20 protein-coding genes and 1 pseudogene are annotated in these 23,825 nt (G+C 31.9%); 8 read left to right on the forward strand and 13 right to left on the reverse strand.

All coding sequences use genetic code 11. The annotated features are described in order from the left end of the window. Positions 1 to 856: 856 nt before the first annotated feature. The 9 genes and pseudogenes from GBH57_RS08165 to GBH57_RS08195 all read right to left on the reverse strand — a co-directional run bounded on the left by GBH57_RS08165 (position 857) and on the right by GBH57_RS08195 (position 8,338). The gene (locus tag GBH57_RS08165) at positions 857 to 2,419 is read right to left on the reverse strand and encodes an SDR family NAD(P)-dependent oxidoreductase (protein ID WP_151673909.1); all 1,563 of its coding nucleotides are present in this window, start codon (positions 2,417 to 2,419) and stop codon (positions 857 to 859) included. 137 nt (positions 2,420 to 2,556) lie between these two features. Further along, positions 2,557 to 4,446: a cation:proton antiporter domain-containing protein gene (locus GBH57_RS08170; protein ID WP_151673911.1), complete on the reverse strand. Its 1,890-nt coding sequence runs from the start codon at positions 4,444 to 4,446 to the stop codon at positions 2,557 to 2,559. A gap of 1 nt (position 4,447) precedes the next feature. Beyond that, positions 4,448 to 5,044 (reverse strand): glutathione-regulated potassium-efflux system oxidoreductase KefF, encoded by a 597-nt coding sequence (gene kefF, locus GBH57_RS08175; RefSeq protein ID WP_151673913.1) that lies wholly within the window; start codon positions 5,042 to 5,044, stop codon positions 4,448 to 4,450. 88 nt (positions 5,045 to 5,132) lie between these two features. Next, complete coding sequence (locus tag GBH57_RS08180) at positions 5,133 to 5,756, reverse strand: MarC family protein (RefSeq protein ID WP_151673915.1); 624 nt, start codon at positions 5,754 to 5,756, stop codon at positions 5,133 to 5,135. A 194-nt stretch (positions 5,757 to 5,950) separates the two neighbouring features. Then, positions 5,951 to 6,898, reverse strand: a pseudogene (locus GBH57_RS08185) (esterase-like activity of phytase family protein); the annotation flags it as partial. A gap of 12 nt (positions 6,899 to 6,910) precedes the next feature. Beyond that, entirely contained in the window at positions 6,911 to 7,066 is a 156-nt protein-coding gene (locus tag GBH57_RS15995; protein ID WP_161596078.1) for a hypothetical protein, read from the reverse strand. Between the two features lie 173 nt (positions 7,067 to 7,239). Then, a complete protein-coding gene (locus tag GBH57_RS16365; protein WP_373865835.1) occupies positions 7,240 to 7,431 on the reverse strand; it encodes a hypothetical protein in 192 nt (63 codons plus the stop codon). A gap of 12 nt (positions 7,432 to 7,443) precedes the next feature. Beyond that, positions 7,444 to 7,638 (reverse strand): hypothetical protein, encoded by a 195-nt coding sequence (locus GBH57_RS16220; RefSeq protein ID WP_235904669.1) that lies wholly within the window; start codon positions 7,636 to 7,638, stop codon positions 7,444 to 7,446. A 25-nt stretch (positions 7,639 to 7,663) separates the two neighbouring features. Further along, positions 7,664 to 8,338, reverse strand: a complete 675-nt coding sequence (locus GBH57_RS08195) for an NAD(P)H-dependent oxidoreductase (RefSeq protein WP_151673918.1) — start codon at positions 8,336 to 8,338, stop codon at positions 7,664 to 7,666. A gap of 154 nt (positions 8,339 to 8,492) precedes the next feature. Here GBH57_RS08195 and GBH57_RS08200 point away from each other — a divergent pair, with 154 nt between their 5' ends. Then, complete coding sequence (locus GBH57_RS08200; RefSeq protein WP_151673920.1) at positions 8,493 to 9,386, forward strand: AraC family transcriptional regulator; 894 nt, start codon at positions 8,493 to 8,495, stop codon at positions 9,384 to 9,386. A gap of 16 nt (positions 9,387 to 9,402) precedes the next feature. On the opposite strand, the gene GBH57_RS08205 is transcribed toward GBH57_RS08200, so the two are convergent. Then, the gene (locus GBH57_RS08205) at positions 9,403 to 11,778 is read right to left on the reverse strand and encodes a tail fiber domain-containing protein (protein WP_151673922.1); all 2,376 of its coding nucleotides are present in this window, start codon (positions 11,776 to 11,778) and stop codon (positions 9,403 to 9,405) included. Positions 11,779 to 12,142: 364 nt separating this feature from the next. Between GBH57_RS08205 and GBH57_RS08210 the strand changes: the two genes are divergently transcribed. From GBH57_RS08210 to GBH57_RS08235, 6 genes are all read left to right on the forward strand, one after another. Beyond that, entirely contained in the window at positions 12,143 to 12,727 is a 585-nt protein-coding gene (locus GBH57_RS08210) for a TetR/AcrR family transcriptional regulator (RefSeq protein ID WP_151673924.1), read from the forward strand. Positions 12,728 to 12,761: 34 nt separating this feature from the next. After that, positions 12,762 to 13,394 carry an NAD(P)H-dependent oxidoreductase gene (locus GBH57_RS08215; RefSeq protein ID WP_151673926.1) on the forward strand — a complete coding sequence of 211 codons (633 nt, stop codon included), beginning with the start codon at positions 12,762 to 12,764 and terminating at the stop codon, positions 13,392 to 13,394. 11 nt (positions 13,395 to 13,405) lie between these two features. Beyond that, positions 13,406 to 14,404: an NADP-dependent oxidoreductase gene (locus GBH57_RS08220; RefSeq protein ID WP_151673928.1), complete on the forward strand. Its 999-nt coding sequence runs from the start codon at positions 13,406 to 13,408 to the stop codon at positions 14,402 to 14,404. Between the two features lie 21 nt (positions 14,405 to 14,425). Further along, positions 14,426 to 15,586 (forward strand): iron-containing alcohol dehydrogenase, encoded by a 1,161-nt coding sequence (locus GBH57_RS08225; protein ID WP_151673930.1) that lies wholly within the window; start codon positions 14,426 to 14,428, stop codon positions 15,584 to 15,586. Between the two features lie 8 nt (positions 15,587 to 15,594). Beyond that, positions 15,595 to 16,401, forward strand: coding sequence for a type 1 glutamine amidotransferase domain-containing protein (locus tag GBH57_RS08230; protein WP_174844033.1), 807 nt, complete (start codon positions 15,595 to 15,597; stop codon positions 16,399 to 16,401). Between the two features lie 215 nt (positions 16,402 to 16,616). Next, positions 16,617 to 17,636: a LacI family DNA-binding transcriptional regulator gene (locus GBH57_RS08235; RefSeq protein WP_151673932.1), complete on the forward strand. Its 1,020-nt coding sequence runs from the start codon at positions 16,617 to 16,619 to the stop codon at positions 17,634 to 17,636. Positions 17,637 to 17,776: 140 nt separating this feature from the next. Here GBH57_RS08235 and msrA read toward each other — a convergent pair whose 3' ends face one another. Together msrA and GBH57_RS08245 are read right to left on the reverse strand one after the other, a co-directional pair. After that, positions 17,777 to 18,277 carry a peptide-methionine (S)-S-oxide reductase MsrA gene (msrA, locus tag GBH57_RS08240; RefSeq protein WP_151673934.1) on the reverse strand — a complete coding sequence of 167 codons (501 nt, stop codon included), beginning with the start codon at positions 18,275 to 18,277 and terminating at the stop codon, positions 17,777 to 17,779. 206 nt (positions 18,278 to 18,483) lie between these two features. Then, a complete protein-coding gene (locus tag GBH57_RS08245) occupies positions 18,484 to 20,514 on the reverse strand; it encodes a M13 family metallopeptidase (RefSeq protein ID WP_151673936.1) in 2,031 nt (676 codons plus the stop codon). 211 nt (positions 20,515 to 20,725) lie between these two features. Here GBH57_RS08245 and GBH57_RS08250 point away from each other — a divergent pair, with 211 nt between their 5' ends. Continuing rightward, the gene (locus GBH57_RS08250) at positions 20,726 to 22,366 is read left to right on the forward strand and encodes a phage tail-like protein (protein WP_151673938.1); all 1,641 of its coding nucleotides are present in this window, start codon (positions 20,726 to 20,728) and stop codon (positions 22,364 to 22,366) included. A gap of 87 nt (positions 22,367 to 22,453) precedes the next feature. Here the strand turns inward: GBH57_RS08250 and GBH57_RS08255 are convergent, their stop codons facing one another. Then, positions 22,454 to 23,803, reverse strand: a complete 1,350-nt coding sequence (locus GBH57_RS08255; protein WP_151673940.1) for a DEAD/DEAH box helicase — start codon at positions 23,801 to 23,803, stop codon at positions 22,454 to 22,456. Between the last annotated feature and the right edge of the window lie 22 nt (positions 23,804 to 23,825).

Consider the following 23,825-nt stretch of genomic DNA (forward strand, 5'->3'; position numbering starts at 1 on the left):
CACGATCTTCAAAGTCTTATTTATATTGAATATATATTTCATCTTTTTAAAAATAAATTTAACAAGCGTTTAAAAAAATAATATATTTATTGCCCCCGTTAATTTTTAAAATTACACCCCTGAATCCATTAAAGTACTTCATTTATTTAAGCAGCGCAGCTGTAATAATTACTAGTTTATTTTTCGATTTAAAGTATCTAAGTATAGTACTCCCAATATCATTGGTTTTTATTATTGTGCCATATTTATATGAAATTTTCAGTAGAAGGTTAAATATGCCTAATATTTACTTTTTGGTAAGTGTAGTATGTTTAATGATTGCAGATTATATGATTTATACAGACTTCACAAAGAACTTCTCATATATCTGCATATGCATTTTTTTATATACAATACTTTCCTCTCTCGCATTGAAAGAGTATGTATTTGAAATAAAAATTAAGTGGAAAAACGCATTATCATACCCTTTTATAATTGCATCGCTATTAATCTGTTACTTGATTTTTTCATTTTCAAGTCTAATTATAGATGTACTACCAGATTCTAAATTAATTATTTCACTTCCAGTTACTGGATTGATTATCTATTATTTAGTTTCTTATTATTTGTACGTTTCTGATGCTTATAGGTATGGAATTAAATTATTAGTAGCTATTATAACATGTGTTGCTATTGTTGCTTTAACCTCAATGAACCAATTGTATTTACAATGTGATAGTTGTACGTTGTTTATAGCACTGGGACATATTTTAGGCATCTATATTTTTATGAGATTCTTGGTTATTCAAGATCCAAAAGATGTTCAAGACGTTATAAAACATGATTTGTAAAAAAGCATATTCTAATGCTTTTACAGCTACCAATCAATTGGAAAATAATCTTTTAAAAATTTACCACTCCAGTGTTTACCTGTATTAATTCCATCTATAAGTGGATCCATCACTCTAGCAGCACCATCAACAATATCCAAAGGGGGTTGGAAATCGTGAATTGCCACTTTTTTCTTAGATAATTCGGCTGGATCTTCATCTGTAACCCAACCTGTATCTACAGCATTCATATATATACCATACTTAGCAAACGTAGCTGAAGAAGTATGTGTAAGCATATTTAAGGCTGCTTTAGCCATATTAGTATGAGGATGTCTATCTTCTTTTTTAAATCGATGAAACTTCCCTTCCATTGCCGAAACATTAATAATATGTTTTTTACCTGTATTTTCTTTCATCATTAAATTTGACAATCGATTACACAATACAAATGGAGCTACAGCATTAACTAGCTGTACTTCTACCATTTCAGTAGTTTCAATTTCCCCTAATTTTAAGCGCCAGCTATTTGTTTTACGTAAATCGACTTGTTGTAAATCTGCATCGAGTTCTCCTTCTGGAAATACTTCAGAAGCTTGCAATGAATTATCAAAACTATATGGAATTTGAGATAATTCAGCTGAATTACGCAAACCTATTCCTGGTTCCGGCCCGTGCCAAGTAACAGGTAATACATTGTTTTTACTCGTTTTAGAGGTAGAAATACTTAAGTCCGTTAATTCTTTCAAACAACTTATATGATCATTTAATAAAGGTTGTGCTAATTTAGGAAGTTGATCAACGGGTAATTTTTCATTTTCCATTAGATGAAAATAAAACCCTGAAGGTCTTCTTACTGTTTGCGCTGCATTATTTATTAATATATCTAATCTATCGTATTTCTGTTCAATGTAATTACAGAAAATTTCTACGCTAGGTATATGTCTTAAATCAAGTCCATGGATATGTAGTCTATCACTCCATTGGTTATAATCATCTTCTTTAGAAAATCTGATAGCAGAATCTGCTGGAAAACGAGTTGTAGCAACCACAGTAGCTCCAGAGCGTAATAACATTAAGGTAATGTGATATCCTATTTTTAAACGAGAACCAGTAATTACAGCAACTTGATCTGTTAAATCTGTAGTTTGAAAACGTTTAGCGTAATTTAAATCACCACAATCAATACACATAGTATCATAAAAATGATGTAATTTAGTGTACATCGTTTTACACACATAGCAATTTCTTGGAGATTCTAGCTCTAAAGTTTCATTAGGTATTTCAGCTGCTGCCAATAATTTTGGAGCCACAAATAAAGCAGCTTCGCGAGCAGATCTAATTCCTGTTGTTTTTCTTGCGTGCTTATCTTTGGCAATCATTTTACGTTTTGCCGCTTTTTTAGCATCTTTCTTTCTACGTTTAAACTCATCTCTGCTAGGACGAGACAACATTCCGGAAGCCTTTAATAATGCGGTTCTTTTTTCTTCTGAAAGTTCAAATAATTGATTGGTGTCAACTGCTAAATGTTCTAATACTGAAATACATTTATCCAATTCTTCTGGAGAAATTATACGAGTATTATCTGGCTTATTTTGATCTTCTAACATAGATGTAGCTGCTTCATATCAATTAGGTGAATGATATAAAAAATAGTACGCGAAGATAACTATTGTGAATTAGCAGATTAATGAAATTTAGATAATAATATTTAAATTATTGCATCTCAGTAACTAAAAGTAAAATTCTATTCTTGTTTAATTGTTTTAGTGCTTTTTAGAGTATTTCTTATATGCTCACTATCCCAATGATTATCATAATCTACAACACCTCTTTTAAAATCTTGATCCAAAAGTTTTTCTTGTTCTTCCATCTCTTTCCTTGCCTTAAAAATATAATTATCGTCTCTTTTAGATTCTTTAGCCAGTCGTCTAAGGCTGGTTTCATCATATTTTATAAAATTCTGAACTTGTCTATTCAAAGTATATTTTCTGAAACCCATTTTACTCAATACATCTTTCGCTAAACTAAGAGATGTATCTAAAGATTCGCGATAAATATTATCAATCCCAAGGTTTAATAAATCATATGCTTCATATCTATTTTTAGCACGAATCATCAATTCCACGTGAGGGTATTTCTCTTTTACTAGTTTACTAATTTCCTTAGTAACACTAGGGTTGTCTATAGCACAGATTAATATTTTAGCTTCGGAAATGCCCGCCGATTCTAACAAGTCAACTCTCGTTGCATCTCCATAGTATACCTCAAAGCCCATTTTCCGAAGAAAATCTACACGATTTGAATCTTGATCTAATATGGTTGCCTCTATTCCATGAGATCGCAAGAAACGACCTACAGTACTTCCAAAATGCCCAAAACCAACAAGGATTATTTTTTGTGATTTAGCAATATGATCCATCGGTCTTTTAACCGATTCTTTGGTTCCTATTTTTGGCAATATTAAACGCTCATTTATGATACTTATAATTGGAGTAATTGACATCGTTAAAGCTGTTATTACAAGCATTATGTCCATATCATCTTGCGCTAACAAATTTAGCTGAAATGCGAAAGACAGTAATACAAAAGCAAATTCTCCTATTTGAGCAAGACTAAAAGTTAGTAGTAATTTCTGGTCTAATTTTAATTTGAATATTCTACCAGTTATGTACAATACAATGGCTTTTAATGCTATAATTGCTATTAGTAATCCACCCACGGTGAACGGACTTTTCGCAATAACTATAAAATTAATAGAGGCACCAACTGCCATAAAAAATAAACCTAACAGTAAGTTTTTAAAAGGTTCTAGTGTACTTTCGAGTTCGTGTTTAAATTCACTATTTGATAAAACAACCCCACCTAAAAAAGCACCAAGTGCTGGGCTAAGCCCAACATATTCCATTAAAAATGAAATAGAAAAAACTATTAAAAATGCCGCTGCAATTAGCATCTCACGAACACCTATTTTAGCTACTTTTCTCAACATAGGCACAATAAAATATTTACCTGCCACAATAATCATTACTACTGACAATAGAATAGCAAGTGTTTGATAGATCATTGGTAATCCATCTAATAAATTTGTGTGTGTTTCTACGGATGTTACACTTTCTGAAGTAGAAAGTAATGGTAATGCACCTAACATAAAAATCACAATAATATCCTGAAATAATAATATTGAAAATGACGAATTACCAAAGGTGGTTTCCATCAATCCTTTCTCCTTAATAGTTTGCAAAGCAATTGCGGTTGAAGATAACGCTACTGCCATTGAGATTACTAAAGAGACTTTCCATTCAAAACCTAATATAATAAATAATATATACGAAAGTAACATAGTCCCTCCTACCTGGATTCCTCCCATCCCTACAATGGTTTTCCGCATATTCCAAAAGTTCTTTGGTTCAATTTCTAAACCAATTAAGAACAACATTACTACAACTCCGTATTCAGCAAAGTGCATAATATCTTGACCTTCCTGTCCTATAAAACCTAGTACATAAGGGCCAATCAAAACACCTGCTAACAAATAACCAATAACCGAACTTAATCCCAAACGTTTAGCAATTGAAACACAAATAATGGCTCCAGCTAAAAAGATAATTGCTTCAAAAAGTAAACTACCTGTCATATTAGTCTTGTTTTAGTTGTGGGATATTGTTTGAAAAAAAACAACCTTCTGCTGCAGCAATTTTCAAATCTTTCTGAAATAGGTCAATTAATTTTGCATACTCTTTACCGTGCTGTGTTAATTGTTTATCTGTTAATGTGTAGGTTCCCATCACTGCATATGGAGGGAAATAATCCATTCCACATAAATTAGCAGTTTGTTCAAAAGGTCTTAGAAATTGATTTACCGTAAAACTGTTTGTACCTTCAGTACAATATAAGTCCTTAGAGCCTCCTGTTGTTATTACATTTATGCAAGCTTTAGAAGTAAGGGCTTTGCCGCTTGGACCATAAGCCCAATTAAACTCCAGCACCATATCTATCCATTGTTTCATTAATGGCGGGCAACTATACCAATAAAAAGGATGATGCCAAACAATAACATCGTGATGATTTAACAACTCTTGCTCTTTTTCAACATCAATATGAAAGTCTGGATAACGCTCGTACAAATCGTGAAATGTAACTCCCGCAATATCCTTAATATGTTTTATTAAGGTCAAGTTAGCCCTTGACTTTTCAAATGTTGGGTGAGCAAATAGAATCAATACTTTTTTCATAGAACGTTACTATTAGCAATTTTTAATAAATGATAAATTAATTTCAATAAGAGTTAACGACAAAACACTTAAAATTAATTCCTAAAGTTTATTTAGATATTAAATCGAATGAAATTTTAATTCCTTGAATAATCATACCTGTCCCGATTATAGCTATTATCAAACCCATAATTTTTCCAATAACAGAAATGACATTATTACCAACAATCTTAACAATTAAATCACTTAATTTAAATGTAAAATAGGTCAATAAACTCATTGAACCAAAAATAGCAATTACCAAAAACATTTGTAGCGGCGCAGCATTAGAAACAAAATTCATAGCTGTCACTATAGTTCCTGGTCCTGCAAGTATAGGAATTGCTAATGGAGAAACTGCAATATTCTCATCAATATTCACATTGTCAATACTTTTCATATTTGATTGTTTTGACTGTAGCATTTCAAAACCAATAAAAAATATTAAAATCCCTCCTGTAATTTTAAATGCAGGAATGCTAATATTAAACAATTCAAAAATATATTTACCTAAAAGAATAAATACAGTTACAATGATGAAAGCTATTAAATTAGCTCTTTTATTTATGTCCTGTTTTGTTTTTTTGTCTGCTCCTTGTGTTAAAGACAAGAAAACTGTCATATTTGATATAGGGTTTGTTATCGCAAAAAAACCAGTAAAAACAGTAATTGAAAAGGTAATTAAGTTGTCCATTAATTGTGAAAATTATAATCCAGAAAGAACTTAATTTCATTTTGTAACTCCAAACCAATTATGATTAATTTGGGAATTTACTATTGATTTATTTTAAATATTATACTACAATAAAGTCTTTTTGAAGCAAAAACAAAATGTGAAACACTCACTATATTAGCAAGAAGAGAAATTTGAAAAATGATTTAATCAATTTATTTTTCTAGTTCAAACAAAATAATTTGATTGAGTTGAGGGCCATAAAGGCTAAAGTTATTGTCAGCTATAACTATTAATGAACGATTTCCATTATTAAAATCTGGACCAAAAGTTAGTCCTTCAATATTATCTACAATAGCATTGGTAAGGTCTTTTCTTATAGTTTCAAAATTAAACAATAGCTTTTTAGTTACTTTGGTATAATTAGCGCCTAGTAAACTTTTGAGACTACTTACATCAGTAGCCTTACTAGCGTCTACATCATATATTTTAACTGTATTGCCTCCATCTTCATAACCCATAGAATAAGAACGTTCTAAAACAAAAAATCTATTTATATCGTATTCTATTAAACCCACAATACCATTTACTTCAAAAGTAGCTCCGTTAATTGCTGGACGTTCCACTTTGTTTAATTCATAAACAATTTCTTTTTCAAAACGCCCTGTTTTTTTATTTACAAAAGCAATCCTTACTGGAGAATTTGTTTCCGCTAAAGTAGGTTCAACTCCATCCTCTATTAGAGGTAATTCCATTGCTACCCAGTAACCTTTTTCGTCTTGACTAAGCGTTAAACTCTCAAACACACCATTATTGCGAGGTCCTGAATTAGAATTCGTATTAGGCAAATAACGATTTGCTAATATCATTTCTTTTAAAAATCTTCCATTTGTATCAGCAATACGTATAAAAGGTTTCAAACCGTTATTTATGTTACCTTCACTAGTCCAGATTATTGTCTCATTATCATATCTAATAGATTCCGGATCCACAATTCCATTAGTGAAAAGCTTACCATCTACATCTTCAAATTTTACAACAGAATTTATTTCAACTGATTTAAACCCATCTAAATCGTAGGATATAGAAGCATTATAAAATCTTGGTGAGTCACTATCATCACTAATAACATACCAATTTCCGTTTGCATAATCAATACCTGATAAACCTCCTACTCAAGTTTCTTCAAATATTAAATCGTCAGGTATTACATATTCATCAATAAAACGCAATTTAGTAGTAGACTCCGTTGTTTTTAAGTTATTATTAGCGCACGAAAACACAGACAGTACTACTGTAATCACTAATAACGTTTTAAATACTTTATTCATTTTATTGTTTTAATAGCCCAAATACACACCCACAAAAATACTCTTAATTCTATGGCTGTTTTAAACCAAAAATGAAAATAATATAAAATTTAAACGAGTTCAGTACTCCAAGAAATCAATTTTGAAATCTTAGCATCATCATTAGAAACGTTAAATCTATCAAACAACATTTCCTAGGTTGTAAGTATTGTTAATGGGAAAGCAGCAGCTTCTGCATAAGAAATACTCTTAGGTTTTTTACCTACAATACGCTCATCTACAACTTGATACTGCGCATAACTACCTTGACGTGTAAAATCGCCAGCGTACCAAACTCTATCTCCTACTTTAAAAAGCGAAACATCTTCTCCAACTTCTTTTACAATACCGGTTACATCCTATCCAATCACTTTCCAGTCGTCACCTTCTACAGGCATCCCTGCACGTACTTTATAATCTGCAGATTTTACTGAGATTGGTTTTATCTCAACTAATATATCTATACCTGTTACTTTTGGGGTATCTAATGTTATGTCTTGTAACGATTCAATATTTTCTATTGGAAGGTTTTCTTTGTACCCTATTGCTTTCATAAAGCTGTATTTGATCAATGAACAATTATTTAAATGTTACTATATCCTCAAAGTTTCTTCTAGATTTACCAAATTCAGGATCTGCCTTTCTGTATCCAAAAGCAACCATAAATGAAAGGCCATATTTCTCTGTATCAACACCAAACTTTTCTTTCAATAAAGCTTCCGCTTTTTCTTGGTGAAAACCTTCAATAGGGCAACTATCTATTCCAGTTAAGGCAGCAGATGTCATCATATTTCCTAATGCGATGTAAGTTTGTTTTGAAGACCAATCGAATAATTTTTTATCAGAATCTAAATCAAAATCACGTTCTTGAAATTCTCTATAAAATTTAGAATACATTTCAATTACATCTTCAGGAAGTTGTTTCACATCTTTCATCATATGCATTATGTAATCTGCATCGTATTTTACCATTGGTGCTTTCATACTTAAACCTAATACAAAATGGCTTGCAGTATCTAATTTTAATGGTGCTCCCCAAGCCACTGGTTTAAGTAATTCGCGTAATTCTTTATCCTGAACAACGATAAAATGCCAAGGTTCAAAACCAAATGAACTTGGTGATAAATGTGCTGTTTCTAAGAGGAACTTCATATCTTCATCTGATACTTTTTTAGTGGTATCAAACTCTTTTGTTGCGTGTCTAAAGTTAAATGCATTTAAAATTTCGGCTTTAGATATATTAGGTGTTTTCATTGAATAAATTTTTAATTATAGCACAAAGATATCATTAGACTAAGGCTACATAGTAGTATAAAAAAAGGTGATGTTTGTATAAATAAAGGTTTCAAGTTGATTTTTTCTTAATTTTAATACTATATCATGTAATTTTACAGCAAATTAGATTGACATGGACATAATTGAAGCGTATAAACCTTTCGAAATACAAGAAGTTGAGTTGTCTGTATGGAAAGAAAGACCCGTTAAAAATAATTTTTTTGAACTTGTATTAATTAAAAGCGGTGAAGGAACTCAGTGTATTAACTATAATGAATACCCATACACAAAGGAAAGTGTGTTTTTACTCCCACCTTTAAAATGTCATTCATTTACCATTAGTAAACCCACAAAATTTGTTTTCTTGAAGTTTACAGATGCTTTTTTTAAAAATATTAATAGAATAACTATTGATAGAAACGAATGGTTTAAAGAAGCATCATACATACTCTCAAATTACAATCAATTACCTGGAGATATTATTAAAAGTGATTTAGACAGAAACCACATTGAGCAACTTGTAAATATGATTTTACAAGAATCTAGAAATTATGGAGAAACTTCTATAAACCTTGTGACAAGTCTAATGACAAGTATATTAGAAGTTCTTATAAGAAATATTAAAAAAGGAAACTATTTAGAAGTTCAGAAAAGTACAGATGACCGTATAAAAAACATGCTCATTTATATTAATGAAAATATTGATAAAACCGAATTACTTAAAGTGGATAACCTCTCTGAAGTGTTTAATATGTCCCCCACTTATGTGAGTGAATATTTCAAGAAACAAGTACATATGTCTTTACGTGACTATATTTTAAAGGCAAAGCTAAAATTAGTAGAAATTCGATTATTAAATTCAGATTTCACGTTGACACAAATAGCAGATGAACTTGGTTTTACTGATGTTAGTCATCTATCCAAAACATTTAAACGCATCGTAGGTCATTCTATTAAAGAGTTTAAAAACAATGGGGAATATATGCTTTTGAAAAGAGCTTCTTGTACTCCTAGCAACAATGCATAATTAAGCTCAGACAATCTTACTTTTTATTTAATAACAAATCTTTAATTTCCTGCAACTCCTTCACAATAGCTTCTTGTTTTAACTTTAAAATTTCATTCTCAGTCTTTAGCACTTCTATTTGATCTGTTTGTTCTTGAATTGCTTTAACAATAGGAGATAACAAATCATTGTATCGTACACTTAACATTCCTTCAGTATCCTCAGAAACGATGCTTTTACCATTAACACCAGAACCTTTTAATGCCTCTCTTAATTCTTGAGCAATAAAACCATATTCAATTCTACTTGTTTTATCATTATTTCTGAAATATGACACAGGGCGTAAACTGTTAATGAAATTTAAACCTAAGTTAGAGTTTTCAATGGTATTTTTCCATCTCCTATCTGAAGTAATATCCCAAGCTACTTGCACTCCTGCATAGGTTACCGCAGTATTACCAATACGTACTTGATTACTTGCTAACGGATTTGGCACGTTAGATAAATAACCTATTGCTGTATTGTTGCTTCCTGTGGTAACATTATCTAAAGCTCTGTGCCCCAGCGCAGTATTATTATCCCCAGTAGTGTTTAATCTAAGTGATTGGTAACCAAAAGCTGAATTATGATCCCCCTCAGTATTTCCGCTTAATGCGATATAACCTGAAGCTGTATTATTGCTACCAATAGTATTTCCTGAAAGAGAACTATAACCTGAAGCTGTATTGCGTAAACCTAAGGTATTACTACCTAAGGAAGCCCCACCTGTAGCAACATTATAATCTCCTTCTGTGTTGGCATTTAAAGTATTAACGCCTATTGAAACATTATGGATTCCTAATGTATTTCCACTTAAAGCACCCTGACCAAAAGCTGTATTGTAATTCCCAGAAATGTTATTTAAAAGAGCATTTATTCCACTAGCAGTATTACCTATTCCATCTACATTATACAACATTGAATTTACACCACTCGTAGTATTATTTGCACCAGACACATTATTACTTAATGCATTGGCCCCTGTAGCTGTATTATTGACTCCTGTATCATTTAGCCTTAATGCACTAGTACCAATAGCCGTATTATTACCACCACTTGTATTAGTATATAATGAGTTGGCACCTACAGCTGTATTAGATATTCCTGTTAGATTAGAATAAAGCGAATTTGCACCTACAGCAGTATCACTACTACCTGAAATATTATTAGTTAACGCATTATAACCATTGGCAGTATTATAACTAGCAGTATCATTGCTGCTAAGTGAATTTACACCGGTTGCAGTGTTGTAGTGTCCATTATTTGACGAAAGTGATAAAACCCCAAGAGCTGTATTGCTACTCCCTGTAGTATTAGACATTAATGCATTTAATCCAACTGCTGTATTATTACTTGCTGTTGTATTAGCATTTAATGCAAATGCTCCAACTGCTGTATTACTAGTACCATTTGAATTTGAATATAATGTATTTGCTCCAACCGCTGTATTATTACTTGCTGTTGTATTAGAATAAAGTGCGTTTACTCCAAATGCAGAGTTATCTGCACCAGTAGTATTATAAGTTAGCGATTCACTTCCACTTGCTGTATTATTACTCCCAGTAGTATTATCAAAAAGTGAAAATATACCACTTGCAGTATTGTTAATTCCGGTTGTATTTCTATTAAGCGTGTTTTGTCCAATTGCAGTATTTCCTGCTCCTGTAGTATTAGCATTTAAAGAAAGTCCACCTACAGATGTGTTATTCCCCCCCGTCGTGTTGTTAGCTAAAGAATATGATCCTACAGCAGTATTACTTCCACCAGTTGTATTACCCGCTAATGCTCCAGTACCATTAGCAGTATTTGAACTACCACTTGAATTTGACAATAAGGCATCGGCACCTATTGCAACATTATTACTACCATCTGTGTTATATCTTAAAGAATTAACTCCTAAACTTGCATTATTAACACCAGTAGTAATGGCTGCTAATGAATTAACACCAAGTGCAGTATTATTGGTTTGTAATTTACCCGCTATTATATTATTTCGTTTTAAAATTATATCTTCATCATCTGTAGTACCTATAAAATTTACTGTCTCATCAGTACCTGAATTACCAAGAATACTCCAAGCGTTATCTACAGTTTCAGCAGTAGCAATTTTTGACCAACTAGTTCCATTCCAATAATAGTAGCCAGGTGTTACATCAGTAGCAGTTACATTATTATAAATTAATAAACTTATAGTAGGTGAAGCAATAGTAGTAACATCAGTACTTGATGATAAACTTACCCTAGGAACTAACACTCCTTTATCCGTACTAGTTATATCTAAAATTGAAGAGGAATCTGGCATATCTGTATTTATACCAACTTGAGCGTAACTATTAACAGAAAATAATAGCAATAATAGAATTAATATTTTCATTAAAATGTGAGGAGTTTTATAAAAATGCGAATTTAAACGTTAAAACAATTCATAACAACGATTTAACACAGTTTTTACCTACTTTAATTCATTTTATTCGTACAAGTAAATGTTTCACAAATTAAATTAGTTACTACTTAATATTCGCCATTTACTTAAAACAAAAACCTAATAACCTTATTTTAAAACAGTAACGAATTTATTATAGTTATAAATCAATTTATTACCGCTCTATATTACTATACGATACTTTTATTTTATTAATTACTGAAATACTTATAAATAACAAACATAATAAATCTTTGTTAAAAAAGAATGAACGTTCATTTTTAGGCATATCTTTGTATTATAATTTGAAAATAAGATGGCTAAACTTCAAAAAAGTATAGATAAACGTAACGCGCTAGTAAAGGCTACTATTGAGCTTGTGAACAATAATGGTTTTCATGCAACACCAATGAGTAAAATTGCTAAAATGGCAAAAGTATCGCCTGCAACTATCTATTTATATTTTGAAAACAAACAAGATTTAGTAAATAAAACGTATATAGATGTTAAAGCTGAATACACTAAATATGCTTTCGAAACCTATAAAGGAGACATGACAGTTGAAGAAGGTTTTAAACTAATATGGAATCGTATTGCTGATTTCAAATTAAAGGAGTGTGAAAATGCTATGTTTTTAGCACAGTGTGATAACACCCCAATGATTGACGAACAAAGTAGACAAGAGGGTATAAAACATCTGCAACCCCTACTCGATTTATGGACTCGTGGTAAAAAAGAAGGTATTATTAAACCTATTTCAGATTACCTATTATATGCTTATGCAATTAACCCGCTGTCTTTTTTAATGATTATACAAAAAAGAGGAGCATTTCAGCTAGATAAAACTCACTTAGATGAAGCATATCAATCTGCATGGAATAGTATTAAAGTGATAAAATAAAACAGACATTAAATAACAAATCAGAATTAAACATATGGAATTACTAGATAAATTAAATTGGAGATACGCTGCTAAAGCTATGAACGGAGAGAAAGTTTCCGAAGATAAAATAGAGCGTATTCTAGAAGCCGCTAGACTAGCTCCTACTTCAAGTGGATTACAACCTTTTGAAATTTTCGTGATTAAAAATCAAGAGGTTAAAGAAAAAATTAAGCCGGTTGCTTGGAACCAATCTGTAGTAACTGACTGTTCTCACTTATTTGTTTTTGCGGCTTGGGACACTTACACAGCAGAAAGAATTAACTACATGTTTGATTTAACTAACAAAATTCGTGGATTTGAAAACGAAGGTTGGGAAAATTACCGCCAGATGTTATTAAGCACTTACCCTCAAAAAAATGCTGAAGAAAATTTTAATCATGCAGCTAAACAAGCATATATAGCATTTACTGAAGCGCTAACTGCTGCTGCTTTTGAAGGTGTTGATGCAACACCAATGGAAGGTTTTGACGCAGATGCAGTTGACCAAATATTAGGGTTACGCGAAAAAGGATTACGTAGCGCAGTATTATTACCTGTTGGATACAGAAAAGAAAATGAAGATTGGTTAGTAGATCTTGTAAAGGTTAGAAAGCCTATGGAAGATATGGTTACCGTAATTGAATAAATTTTTTAAATATGACAAATACAATTTTATTAAAAAGTAGACCCGAAGGAAAACCTACAGTTTCAAACTTTGAATTTGTTAAAGATAATTCTGAATTAGAGATTAATGACGGCGAAATTTTACTTGAAACAGCTTATGTTTCTGTAGACCCTTATTTAAGAGGTAGAATGAGTGATGCTAAATCTTATATTCCGCCTTTTGAACTAAACAAACCAGTACAGTCTGGAGTTGTTGCTAAAGTAACGGCTTCAAAAAACGATAATTTCAAAAATGGGGATTATGTTTCTGGAATGTTAGCTTGGAAAACTCACCAAGTTTCAAATGGTGAAGGTTTATTAAAAGTTGACGGCTCTCAAGCTCCACTAAGTACTTATTTGGGTGTTTTAGGAATGACAGGACTAACAGCTTATTTAGGTTTAAACCAAATAGGTAAACCCGTTGCAGGAGAAACAATAGTAGTATCAGGTGCTGCGGGTGCTGTTGGTAGCGTTGTTGGACAAATAGCTAAAATTATAGGGCTAAACGTTATTGGTATTGCCGGAACAGATGAAAAAATTAAAATGTTAAAAACCAAATTTGGCTTTGATGCAGGTATCAATTATAACACTAGCAAAGACATCAAAGCTGATATCGCAAAAGCTGCACCTAACGGCGTAGATATTTATTTTGATAATGTAGGTGGGCCTATTTCAGACGCTGTTTTATTCAACATTAATAGATTAGCGAGAATTATTATCTGTGGAGCTATTTCAGTGTATAATAGTACCGAAACGCCAATGAGCGTTAGTGTTCAGCCATTTTTAGTTAAAAATAGTGCCTTAATGCAAGGTTTTATAGTTTCTAATTATGCTGAAAAATTCCCAGAAGCGATACAACAATTATCTGCTTGGTTATCTGAAGGAAAACTAACATATACTGAAACTATCGTTGAAGGTTTTGAAAATATCCCAAATGCCTTTATCGATTTATTTGAAGGTAAGAATAAAGGAAAAATGATTGTTAAAATATAATTTTAATAAAACACAAACAAGATGAACAATTTTGATTTTAAAAACCCTACCAAAATAATTTTTGGAAAGGATACAATAGAAAAAGTAAAAGAAGAAATACCTCAAGACGCAAAAGTATTAATGCTTTACGGTGGAGGAAGCATCAAGAAAAACGGAATTTACGATCAAGTAAAAACGGCACTTTCAAACTTAGATGTTATTGAATTTGGAGGCATTCCTGCAAACCCTGAATATGCTACTTTAATGGAAGCATTAAAAGTAATTAAAGATGAGAAAATCACTTATTTACTAGCTGTTGGTGGAGGTTCTGTTATTGACGGAACTAAATTTTTATCTGCAGCTGCAGTATATGAAGGTGATACTCCTTGGGATATTCTAACAAAGAATATTAGAACTGAAAAAGGAATGCCTTTTGGAACAGTACTTACATTACCTGCCACAGGTTCAGAGATGAATTCTGGTGCAGTAATTACTAGAGCAGAAACACAAGAGAAATTAGCCATGGGAGGACCTGGATTATTTCCTGAATTTTCAATTCTAGACCCTCAAGTAATCACATCAATTCCTGAAAGACAATTAGCTAATGGATTAACAGATGCTTTTACTCACGTTCTTGAACAATATATGACGTACCCAATTGGTGCTCTATTACAAGATCGTTTTGCAGAAAGCATATTGCAAACTCTCATTGAAATTGCACCTAAAGTTTTAAAAGATCCAACAGATTATAAAGCAGCAGCTAATTTTATGTGGAGTTGTACAATGGCTTTAAATGGGTTAATCCAGAATGGGGTACCTACAGATTGGGCAGTTCACGCCATTGGTCACGAGCTAACAGCGATGTTTGGTATAGATCACGCACGTACCTTGGCAGTAATAGCACCAAGTCATTACAAGTTTAATTTTGAAACTAAAAAAGAAAAATTAGCACAATACGCTGAACGTGTTTGGGGTATTTCTGAGGGTAGTACAGATGATAAAGCATATGCTGCGATAGAAAAAACTGAAGCATTTTTCCACGAATTAGGTATTGACACTAAATTATCTGATTACACAAAAGCATACGAAGGCACTGCAGAGAAAATCTCAAAAAGATTTACAGATCGTGGATGGACAGGATTGGGAGAACACCAAGACCTATCACCAGAAAGAGTAGAGAAAATAGTAAAAATGGCTTATTAAGTTCTTAAATGAAATTAGCAAAATTAGTAATGTTAGCGCTTACCATTGTCACAGCTACAAGTTGTAAAGACACTAAAAGCGAAACAACTTCTGAAAAAGTTTCAGAAGAATTAAAAGAATCAAAAAAAAATAAAACTATGAATGTATTATTTGTATTAACATCTCACGATAAATTGGGAGATACAGGGAAGAAAACAGGATTTTGGGTAGAAGAATTTGCAAACCCATATTACACATTATTAGACAAAGGAGTTTCTATAACAATTGCAACACCTAATGGTGGAGCTGCACCTATTGACCCTAGTAGTGACTCACCAGATGCAGCAACTGAAGCAACCGAACGTTTTAATAAAGATGAAGATGCAAAGTCAAAAATTGCAAACACTAACAAATTGTTCGATATGAATGCTGACGATTTTGACGCAGTATTCTATCCTGGAGGGCACGGTCCATTATGGGATTTAGCAAATGATGAAACTTCAATTTCATTAATTGAAAAATTTAATAGTCAGGATAAGCCAGTTGCATTTGTATGCCACGCTCCTGCTGCTTTAAAAGGTGTTAAAAATACTAACGGTACACCACTTGTAAAAGGAAAAAAAGTTACAGGTTTTACTAATACAGAAGAAGCTGCAGTTGGATTAACTGAAGTTGTTCCATTTTTAGTGGAAGATATGTTGAGTGAAAATGGCGGTATCTATTCTAAAAAAGAAGACTGGGCTGCATATGCAATTCAAGACGGTAATTTAATTACAGGTCAAAACCCAGCGTCGTCTGAGTTAGTTGCAGAAAAATTATTAGAAAGTTTAAAATAATTAGTTAGTGTTTAATTGATGTTAAGTTAGAAGTGAAAAAAGGTTGTCCTTTATAGGCAACCTTTTTTATTTGTATTGCATTCTGAAATATTATAGATTTAAAATGTACTTCCAAAACCCAAAATTTAAGGAGATTTCGAAATAATTTCGGAGTTTACGAAAAGTATTTCGTTAATTTTAGTACTTTCGAATTATAGCTATTAAATAGTACATAAATGAAACCAACTACGCTAAAAGAAATTGCTAAAAAATTAGGCTTGTCAATCCCTACAGTTTCAAAAGCATTAAAAGATTATCCCGATGTTAGCGCTAAAACTAAAAAACTAGTTCTCAATGCAGCTGAAGAATTAAAATACAGACCAAATTCATTTGCTGTAAATCTTAGAACTAAAGAGTCTAAAACTATTGGCCTAATAGTTCCGGAAATTGTACACTACTTTTTTTCAAATGCAATTAAAGGAATTGTGAATCAAGCAGAAAAGAAAGGATACTTGGTAATAATTTTACAATCAAACGAATCCTTTGAACTTGAAAAAAAGCAAATAGAATTACTACTTAATAAAAATGTTGACGGAGTACTTATATCATTAGCAAACAGCACAGCAGATTACTCACACTTATCTAAAATTTTAGAGTATGATATTCCTCTTGTAATGTTTGATAAAATTGCCAAACTAGTTAATTGTTCTAAAGTAATAATAGATGACAGGAAAGCTGCCTATAAAGCAACACAACATTTGATTGATATTGGCTGTAAAAAAATTGCACACTTTAGGGGGCCACTTTTGCCACAAAACTCAATTGATAGATTTTTAGGATATAAAAAAGCGCTTGAAGATAATAACATAATATATGATTCATCATTAGTATTTACCTGCGATGAGATGACATTTGACCAAGGGAAAAATTTTGCTAAAAAGATATGTAAAGAGCAAATTGATTTAGATGCCATTTTTATTAGTTCTGATCTAGTTGCGATAGGCGCAGTAACCGAATTTAAAATACAGGGCGTTTTAATTCCAGAACAAATTAGTATTGTTGGTTTTAGCAATTGGTTTATGTCTTCTGCAATTACTCCTTCGTTAAGCACTATAGATCAACCAGGATATGAGATGGGTAAAATAGCTTTTAAACGTCTTTATAAAGAGTTGAATCTGAAAAAAGAAAATAAAGAAATTACACCTAAAATTATCGAGTTAGAAACCGAATTAGTAGTTCGTGATTCTACAAAATAGTATAAGGAACAAACCAATAGTTATATTAAATTATTGACACAAATAAAAAGCCTTAATCAATTATTAAACAAATGATTAAGGCCTATAATATTTTTTAAAAATTGATTTGCAATTCTTAAATTTTAATACTTTAATACATCTTAATTTTTAATGTAAGAATCTTCAAACCTTAGAAAATGACATGTATATCCATTAGGGTTTTTAACTAAGTAATCTTGATGATTTTCTTCAGCTTGCCAGAAAGTTGAATATGGTTCTAATGTTGTCACAACCTTATCATCCCATTTACCAGATTGATTTACCAATTCAATCATTTCTTCAGCTATTTTCTTTTCTTCATTATTTTGATAAAAAATAGCTGATCTATAACTTGAACCTTTGTCGTTTCCTTGTTGATCAACTGTTGTAGGGTTATGAATTCTAAAAAAATAATCTAGTATTTCTCTAAAATTAGTTTCCGAAGGATCATACGTTAATTCAATACCTTCTGCGTGTCCTGGATGATATTTATACGTAGGGTTGTCATTTTCTCCACCTTGGTATCCTACCTCGGTATCCTTAATACCAGATTGAGTTCTAAAAAGATCTTCCATCCCCCAAAAACAACCTCCCGCTATATATGCTTTTTTATAATTGCTCATAAAATTTTCTTAAAAATAAATTAGATTTCTATTGACCTTAGTCAACAATGTCTAAACAAAATTACATTAATTAGGTATTTGTTATTCATAAATAATACTTAATACGATACTATTTTACGAATGAAGTTATAGCTATATTTTATACTTATAATTGCAAGTAATTACTATTGAATAACAAGAACAGAAAGCTATGAAAAATCAGTTAATTACCAAATTTTAATTCGCTCTTCATCTGTTTTATAGTTAACATCACCTTCTTTAACTTTAAATGCATTATAAAATGGAGTAAAATTCATTAAAGGACCATTTACACGCCACATTGGTGGAGAATGAGGATCTGTAGCAACATAATTACGTAGAAATTCGTCACGCATTTTTACTCTCCAAATACGCGCTATTGATAAAAAGAAACGTTGATCTGGTGTATAGCCCCCTAATTTTTCTTCACTCATACCTTGTTGTGTCTTCTTGAAGGCGTCATAAGCAATAGCTATTCCTCCATTATCAGCGGTGTTCTCTCCTACAGTTAACGCTCCTTTTAAATGAACACTATCAAGAACTGTAAATGCACCGTACTGGTCAATAATTTGTTGGGTCTTGGCCTTAAATTTTGTATAATCTTGCTCAGTCCACCAATTTGTAACATTTCCGTCTTTGTCATATTGAGCACCTTGATCATCAAACGCGTGAGTAAATTCGTGACCAATTACCATACCTATTCCACCATAATTAACAGCATCATCCGCATACAAATCAAAATATGGCGCTTGAAGTATTCCTGCTGGAAATACAATTTCATTTAAAGAAGGGTTATAATAGGCTGTTACTGTAGAAGGTGTCGTGTGCCATTCTTCTCTATTTGGCGCTTTGTTTAGTTGGTTTAATTCATATTGAAATTCATCTTTTCTAAGCGCCACAACATTTTCAAAAAATTCGTTTCGATAAATGGTAACATCATACGTTTTCCAAACATCTGGATATCCTATTTTTTTACTAATTGCATATAATTTTTGTTTAGCTTTTACTTTAGTGCTGTCACTCATCCATTCAAGATTTTCAATTCTACCTTCTAGTGTTTTTTGAAAATTATTAACTAAATCTAATGCTCTTTCTTTTGCAGCTTCATTAAAATATTTTTTAACATATAACTGTCCTAAAGCAAAACCTATTTGCCTATCAACTCTACGAACCATTTGTTGCGCTCGTGGTTGTTGTTCACTTTGACCAGATAACACTTTACTATAAGCAAAAGAGGCTTCCTGAAATGGTGTGCTTAACAAATCGTCGTGAGAGCCAATTGAATTTGCTTTTAAATATAATTTCCAATCGCTAATAGGAATTTGTTTCAATAAAGCATTTAACGTTTCATAATATTTCGGTTGTTTTACATCAACCCACTGTGTTTCAACCCCTAATATTTCTAATACTTTAGACCAACCGATGTTTGGATAGGTTTTATTTAATTCAGAAACTTCAATTTTATTATAATTATCTTTTATAACACGACGCTCAATTCTTGTTTTATGAGATTTTGCAAGTTGTTTCTCAATACTATAAACTTTATTAGCGTTAACTACTGCATTTTCATCACCAGCTAAAGAAAACAAGGTAGTTAAGTACGTTTTATAAGCATCTTGTATCTCGCGAACACTTGCGTCATCTTTAAAATAATAATCACGATCTGGTAACCCTAAACCAGCTTGAGATAGATGCAGAATATTTAAAGAACTATTTTCTTGATCTGGAGAGATATAAGGGCTAATCATTGAATAATCACCCGTTTTAATTTGCTCAGCAACAAAGGCCATTATTTCAGTTATATCAGTAACCTTATCGATACGGTCTAAAATAGGTTTAATAGGTGTTATACCTCGCTTATCAATACTTAAAGTATCCATACCAGAAGCAAAAAAATCTCCTACTTGTTGTTCTATACTCCCTTGTGGATGTTTATTTTTAGAGACCTCTTCAAGAATGTTTTGAAGTAATTTTTGCTGTGGTATATTTAAAAATCTATAAGCCCCTACACCTACTTGATCATCAGCAATAACAGCATTGTCATACCAATTTTTATTTACGTGATTATAAAAATTATCTCCGGGTTTAATTGAAGGGTCAATCCCGTCAAAAACGACAGGGTTTTGTTCTTGTAATGGTTCAATTTTAGTGGTGTTATTATCATTTTTACAAGCTGTAAATAATAAGGCAACTAAGGTGATGTAAAGTACGTTTTTCATAGCTATTATTGTTGATTACTCAAATATAGCAAATAGTAGTTCTTATTCACCTGAAATAGCAGCAATGTATCTCATCATTAAGTTATTACACTATAACGAAAACATCTAAAAACTAGTAGGAAAAATCTCTCGTAAGCGCTGTAAATTAATGATTTAATACAAATTATTGCGTTTATATGATTATTTTTGCACATAATCATCCTATTAACCTATGAATACATTTTTTAAGAGTTTTAGTTCTTTAGCTATATTATTCTCCCTCGCGAATCCAATATATGCTCAAGTTGGAATTAACACAGATACCCCTCATTCTTCAAGTTCATTAGATATAGTTTCTTCAGATAGTGGCGTTCTAGTACCTAGAATGACAGAGAATCAAAAAAACAATATTGTAGCCCCTACTAAAGGTTTATTAATATTTCAGAATAACGCACAAGAAGGTTTTTGGTATTTTAATGGAACAATTTGGGTTCCTATAGATAACAAAGGAGAATTTTTTAGTGATAACGGAGTAATCTATAACGTTACAAATAGAGCTAGTGATGATTTTGTTGTAGGTAGCAAGTCCCTAGATAATGTATCTGGAAATGATGATGATAGTCGTTTATTTTTTGATAAAGGAAAATCAGCTTTTAGAGTTGGATACAATAATTCAACTTCCTGGGATAATGCAAATTTAGGTTCATATAGTGTAGCAATTGGCTTTAACAATACAGCTACTGGCTCACATGCAGTTGCTTTAGGAAGAGAGACAATTGCAAATGCCCCTTATGCAGTGTCATTAGGTAGAAGTAATAATGTCACAGGTTCAAACGGTACTAGTTTTGGATATTTAAATGAAGTTTCAGCTAATTACGCTACTGCAATTGGACGTGTTAATATTGCAAGCGGAGAATATTCATTTGTAGGTGGTGTAGATAATGACGCTACTGGTTTAAACTCTTTTGCCTTTGGTAATAGAAGTTTTTCTACTGGAGAATATTCATTTGCATTAGGAAGACTAAATACTGCTTCGGGAAACTATTCTGCTGCAATTGGTTTTACAAACGTAGCTAGTAATGAAGGAGCATTTGCTATAGGTAGTGAAAGTACTGCTAGTGGATTAAACAGTATGGCCATTGGTAATAACCTTTTAGCACCTTCGTATAGCGAGATTGCTTTAGGTTTATACAATACTGACTACACGCCTGCTTCTACAACAGACACACAAGGTACTGATAGAATATTTAGTGTTGGTAATGGTTTTAGATCTGGGGGAGTTACAACTCAAAACAATGCTTTAACAATTTTAAAAAATGGTCATGTTGGTATTGGTACTGATAATCCTAATGAAGCTTTAGAAATTCACGGTGATGATAATTTTAGTGGAGATGCAGATCTTGACATGCATAGTTACGGTAATAACATTACTTCTTTTCATATTAGAAGTGCTGCAGGAACTCAAAATAATCCTACATCTGTAACAAATAAAGGAAATGCTAACTACTATAATATGGAAGCACAAGGTTATGATGGTGCTGGTTATAAAAATGCTTCAGCAATACGAATGGGTGCTATGGCGAACAACTTAACAGGTGTTAATGATATGCCAGGTAGAATTGACTTTCACACCTCTACAGATGGAACGGTCGATAACAAACTACGTATGCGTATAGATGATAATGGAAATGTAGGTATAGGAACTACAGCAGCTACTTCAATTGACGAAAAACTTGTAGTTGAAGGAAAAATAAAAGCGACTTCAATAAACTTTAGTGGAGTACCAGTGTATAATACCGAATTAGAAGCAGCATCTTTATCTACAGGTGATATATATCAAACTACAAATGGTGAATTAAGAATAAAACAATAAATTTTAAATAGATTTAACCTAAAAAAGGGTTTTAATAATTCCGAAGTGAACTATTAAAACCCTTTTTACTTTGTTCTATTTAAAAAATTATCGCTTCTTTTTCTTCTTCTTTTTCTGCGCTATTTCTTCATTAGCAACAACGGTATTTGTTTGATTTAAATGATGAGCAAGTAGCTTATCAATCAATTCTTCCTTTGTTAAGTGATGAAAAATAGTTTTAATTGAAGTTTTAAAATCTTCAGAAATAAAGTGATTCGGTTTTGTTTTAAAGATTTGTTTTGCCCATAATTTAGCATTATTCTCTTCAATTGAAAGAGCATCTGCCTTTGGCATTTCAGAAAAAGAAATTCCTAATTCGATTTCTAAATCTGGAATATCATCAACTTCTTCTTCTTGAATAACACTTATCGAAAGCCCCTTTGCTCCTGCTCTAGCCGTACGACCGCTTCTATGAACATAAGCATCGTACGTATCAGGTAAATGATATTGTACAACGTATTCAATTTCCTTAACGTCAATACCACGAGCAGCAAGATCTGTTGCAACAAGTATGTTAATATGTCCAGCTCTAAACTGATCCATAATTCTATCACGAATTCCTTGAGTTAAACTACCGTGTAAAGCTCCAGAAGAATATTTATGAATTGCAAGATTTTTAGCTAGCTTATTGACAGCAGCTTTAGTTTTACAGAAAATGATTCCTCGTTGCCCATCTTTAGAGCTCAAAAAATGCATTAAAACATCTAATTTCTCTTCAGGCTTCACAACAACATATTGATGATCAATACCTTGATGCCCTAAAGTTGCCATATCTACTTCAATATGAACAACATTTTTGTTTAAATAGTTTTGTACAAGTTGCTTAATCTCTCCTGATAGCGTAGCTGTAAAAAGAAATGTTCTACGCTTTTTAGGAAGTCCTTTAACTATAGTATCTAGACTTTCCTTTAAAATCGTTACCATTTCATCTGCTTCATCAAGCACTAAATAAGAAGCGTTTGTAATAGAAACAGCCTTGCGCTCAATTAAATCAATTAAACGCCCTGGAGTGGCTACAATTATATGTGTTGGTTCTTTAAGACGTTCAATTTGAGGTTTTATAGGGATTCCTCCACAAACCGAAGCAATTGAAATCTCAGGTGTATTAGCAGCAAAATCAGATAAATTTTTATGTATCTGTTGTCCCAACTCCCTTGTAGGAGCTAAAACTATGGCTTGGACATCATTATTTTCAGTGTTTATGTTTTGTAAAAGCGGTAAACCAAAGGACGCAGTTTTACCTGTACCTGTTTTAGCCAATCCTACAACATCCACCCTCTCATTTAAAATTACAGGGATTACCTTTAATTGTATATCTGAAGGGACTTTAATGTTTAATACATCAAGACTTTTAATAAATGATGCATTAATACCTAAACTTGAAAATGTCTTCGCCATAAATTTTTTTGCAGTTAAATTG

The organism is Patiriisocius marinus (genome assembly GCF_008974325.1).
In the GTDB taxonomy this organism is placed as follows: Bacteria; Bacteroidota; Bacteroidia; order Flavobacteriales; family Flavobacteriaceae; genus Patiriisocius; species Patiriisocius marinus.

Excerpts from the sequence above, each read along its gene's own strand:
- GBH57_RS08165 (WP_151673909.1), bottom strand. The coding sequence starts at position 2,419 with ATGTTAGAAGATCAAAATAAGCCAGATAATACTCGTATAATTTCTCCA.
- kefF (WP_151673913.1), bottom strand. The coding sequence starts at position 5,044 with ATGAAAAAAGTATTGATTCTATTTGCTCACCCAACATTTGAAAAGTCA.
- GBH57_RS08210 (WP_151673924.1), top strand. The coding sequence starts at position 12,143 with ATGGCTAAACTTCAAAAAAGTATAGATAAACGTAACGCGCTAGTAAAG.
- GBH57_RS08225 (WP_151673930.1), top strand. The coding sequence starts at position 14,426 with ATGAACAATTTTGATTTTAAAAACCCTACCAAAATAATTTTTGGAAAG.
- GBH57_RS08215 (WP_151673926.1), top strand. The coding sequence starts at position 12,762 with ATGGAATTACTAGATAAATTAAATTGGAGATACGCTGCTAAAGCTATG.
- GBH57_RS08200 (WP_151673920.1), top strand. The coding sequence starts at position 8,493 with ATGGACATAATTGAAGCGTATAAACCTTTCGAAATACAAGAAGTTGAG.
- GBH57_RS08205 (WP_151673922.1), bottom strand. The coding sequence starts at position 11,778 with ATGAAAATATTAATTCTATTATTGCTATTATTTTCTGTTAATAGTTAC.
- GBH57_RS08230 (WP_174844033.1), top strand. The coding sequence starts at position 15,595 with ATGAAATTAGCAAAATTAGTAATGTTAGCGCTTACCATTGTCACAGCT.
- GBH57_RS08220 (WP_151673928.1), top strand. The coding sequence starts at position 13,406 with ATGACAAATACAATTTTATTAAAAAGTAGACCCGAAGGAAAACCTACA.
- GBH57_RS08255 (WP_151673940.1), bottom strand. The coding sequence starts at position 23,803 with ATGGCGAAGACATTTTCAAGTTTAGGTATTAATGCATCATTTATTAAA.
- GBH57_RS08235 (WP_151673932.1), top strand. The coding sequence starts at position 16,617 with ATGAAACCAACTACGCTAAAAGAAATTGCTAAAAAATTAGGCTTGTCA.
- GBH57_RS08170 (WP_151673911.1), bottom strand. The coding sequence starts at position 4,446 with ATGACAGGTAGTTTACTTTTTGAAGCAATTATCTTTTTAGCTGGAGCC.
- GBH57_RS08180 (WP_151673915.1), bottom strand. The coding sequence starts at position 5,756 with ATGGACAACTTAATTACCTTTTCAATTACTGTTTTTACTGGTTTTTTT.
- msrA (WP_151673934.1), bottom strand. The coding sequence starts at position 18,277 with ATGAGCAATTATAAAAAAGCATATATAGCGGGAGGTTGTTTTTGGGGG.
- GBH57_RS08250 (WP_151673938.1), top strand. The coding sequence starts at position 20,726 with ATGAATACATTTTTTAAGAGTTTTAGTTCTTTAGCTATATTATTCTCC.
- GBH57_RS08245 (WP_151673936.1), bottom strand. The coding sequence starts at position 20,514 with ATGAAAAACGTACTTTACATCACCTTAGTTGCCTTATTATTTACAGCT.
- GBH57_RS15995 (WP_161596078.1), bottom strand. The coding sequence starts at position 7,066 with ATGAATAAAGTATTTAAAACGTTATTAGTGATTACAGTAGTACTGTCT.
- GBH57_RS08195 (WP_151673918.1), bottom strand. The coding sequence starts at position 8,338 with ATGAAAACACCTAATATATCTAAAGCCGAAATTTTAAATGCATTTAAC.
- GBH57_RS16220 (WP_235904669.1), bottom strand. The coding sequence starts at position 7,638 with ATGAAAGCAATAGGGTACAAAGAAAACCTTCCAATAGAAAATATTGAA.